General features: G+C 62.3%; 1 protein-coding gene. It reads right to left on the minus strand.

Annotated features, from left to right (window positions below):
* Positions 1-2,795: RHS repeat domain-containing protein (locus tag ACODRW_RS24200; RefSeq protein ID WP_488906905.1), on the minus strand; the 2,795-nt coding region annotated here is incomplete at both ends.

A 2,795-nucleotide genomic window follows, 5' to 3' on the forward strand; every position in this document is an offset into this window, starting at 1 on the left:
CGTCGTATTCGAAGCGTTTGACGATGCCCGACGGACTGATCTCTTTGAGTACCCGACCCTGCGCGTCGTGGACGTAACGATAGCCGCCATTCAGTTGGTTGGTGTAGGCGGTCTTATTGCCCAGACCGTCGTACTCCATCCGTTCGATGCCGCCTTCGGCGTCGGTGAGGACGGTTTGCCGTCCCAGCGCATCGTGTTCGATCCGGGTCACCGTATCGCGCTGGGCGTCGACAATCAGGGTCGGCGTCAGGCCGGGTTTGAGCGCGGCGGTGTCGACGCGTTGGGCGTAGCGAGTGATGCGGGTGGTCTGGCCCAGCGCGTCGTACTCGGTGGCGGTGGCGTAGCCTTCGGGATCGATGTGCAGGGTCTGGCGGCCGAGCGCGTCGTAATAGTTGTAGCCGCTATAGCCGCGCGGGTCGGTGATCTTGACCGCATTGCCGGCCGCGTCGTATTCGGTGACGGTGACGCCGCCCAGCGCGTCGGTTTCGCGGATCAGCCGGCCGAGCAGGTCGTAGTCGCGGCGGGTGCTGTGGCCATTGGCGTCGGTTTCGACGATGCGTTTGCCCAAGGCGTCCAGCTGGTAGGTGGTGCTGGCCTGCTGTTTGCCGTCGCCGCGAGTTTCGCCGATCAGGCGGCCGACGGCGTCGTAAGCATAGGAGGTGCTCTGCGCTTCAAGCCCCCGCTCTTCGATATTGTCGATATCGGCAGTGGTTTCCACCGTCAAGCCAGGGTCGCGCTGGGTCGCAAAGCGCAGTTGCACGGTGGACCAGTCATACTCACCCGTGACGTCATAGCGATAGCCTTGCCGGCGATCGCCGCCTTTGGGGTAGAAGTGTATGGTTCCGCCGGTCTTGTTCGTCGTCAGTTCAACGGTGTAGGTGACGCCCGCCTGGTACGCCCCCAGCGGCACGGCGCGCCATTGGTCGTTGGCGTTGGCGATTTGGGCGTAGACGAGGCCGTCGGGCTGGAGCAGGATCGCCAGACGTGCGGTTTTACCCCCCACGTTCTCTAGCATCGCATGCAGCGAAGACTGAATCTGGTTCGGCGTCAGGTCGAACTGGTAAGCGCTACCCGCCGGCATTTGCCGCGCGCTGTTGAGGGAGGCCCAACTGCCGCCGGTTTCCGACTTGCTGATGAGGTGAAGACGGCCGTTGTCCTGGGTACCCGCGGTACCGTTGAAGGTGGGAGGGGTGGACGCCTGAGCCGTCATGGCTTCGAGTTGAGCCAGACTGAGGGAACTATCCAGGCTCAAGGCCTGCGCGTAACGCCGGGTCTGAATGACTTGACCCGCCGCGCCGTAGCGCGTTTCCGTCAGGTAGCCCTGAGGATCGATCGCAAAGCGCTGCCGCCCGGCAGCGTCGTAAACGGCGCGACTCTGTTGCTGCACCCCGCCCGGCCTGCTGCTCAGATATTGCCTCAGCGTCGCATCGGTCCAATCTTCCGAACTCAGCGGCACGCTGGCCACGCTCAGCTCGCTCACGCCATCTCTATGCCAGCCATTAATGCCGTCTTCGAAACCGTCAATCAACACCACACCGCGCTGCACGCTTTCCACTCTCAGATCGTCGTAGAACACCGGATGGTCGGCCGGATTCGGCGCGCCATCTCGAGGGCCGTAGATATGGATGTTGAGGGCTAGGTCTTCACTCAGCGTGCGGCTGACCGTCAGCTTACGCCAGCCGTCGTTGCCATACTCGATGCTCTCGACAGCGTTGTTATAGGGCTGGGAGCCGCCCAGATTGCCCAGGAACAGATGCCCCTTGGTCTCGCTGTCGGTTTTGAACCAAACGCTGGCGGTGACGGTGTCGCCCTTTTGGAAACGGCCGATGTCGTGGTTGATCGCATTGTTGGTGCCGGCCTGATGCCCGATGCGTACCGCCTGTTTGCCGCTGTGGGTGGTCGCTGTCGGGCCTCGCGGTGCGCTGGCGTCGAGTTTGTCGGCGTAACGCCGGGTTTCGACGACATTGCCGACGGCGTCGTAGACGCGTTCGGTCACATAGCCTTCGCCATCGATACTGTAGGTGGCGCGTCCCACTGTGTCGTAAACCGTACGGCTCCGTTGCTGCACCCCGCCCGGCCGGCTGCTTAGATATTGCCGCAGCGTCGCATCGGTCCAATCTTCCGAACTCAGCGACACGCTGGCCACGCTCAGTTCGCTGGTGCCATCTTTATGCCAACCGTTGATGCCATCTTCGAAACCATCGATCAGCACCACGCCGCGCTGTACGCTCTCCACTCTCAAATCGTCGTAGAACACCGAGTGGCCCACCGGATTCGGCGCGCCATCTCGAGGGCCGTAGATATGGATGTTGAGGACTAGGTCTTCACTCAGCGTGCGGCTGACCGTCAGCTTACGCCAGCCGTCGTTGCCATACTCGATGCTCTCCACGGCATTGTTATAGGGCTGGGAGCCGCCCAGATTGCCCAGGAACAGATGCCCCTTGGTCTCGCTGTCGGTTTTGAACCACACGCTGGCGGTGACGGTGTCGCCCTTTTGGAAGCGGCCGATGTCGTGGTTGATCGCATTGTTGGTGCCAGCCTGATGCCCGATGCGTACCGCCTGTTTGCCGCTGTGGGTGGTCGCTGTCGGGCCTCGCGGCGCGCTGGCGTCGAGTTTGTCGGCGTAACGCCGGGTTTCGACGACATTGCCGACGGCGTCGTAGATGCGTTCGGTCACATAGCCTGCAGCATCAATGCTAAAAGTCTGGCGATCCACAACGTCATACACGTAGCGAGCAACTTTGCCCATCGCGTCGGTCTTGGACACCACATTGCCCTGGCCGTCGTATTGGTAC

The organism is Chromobacterium sp. FG89, from assembly GCF_057808735.1.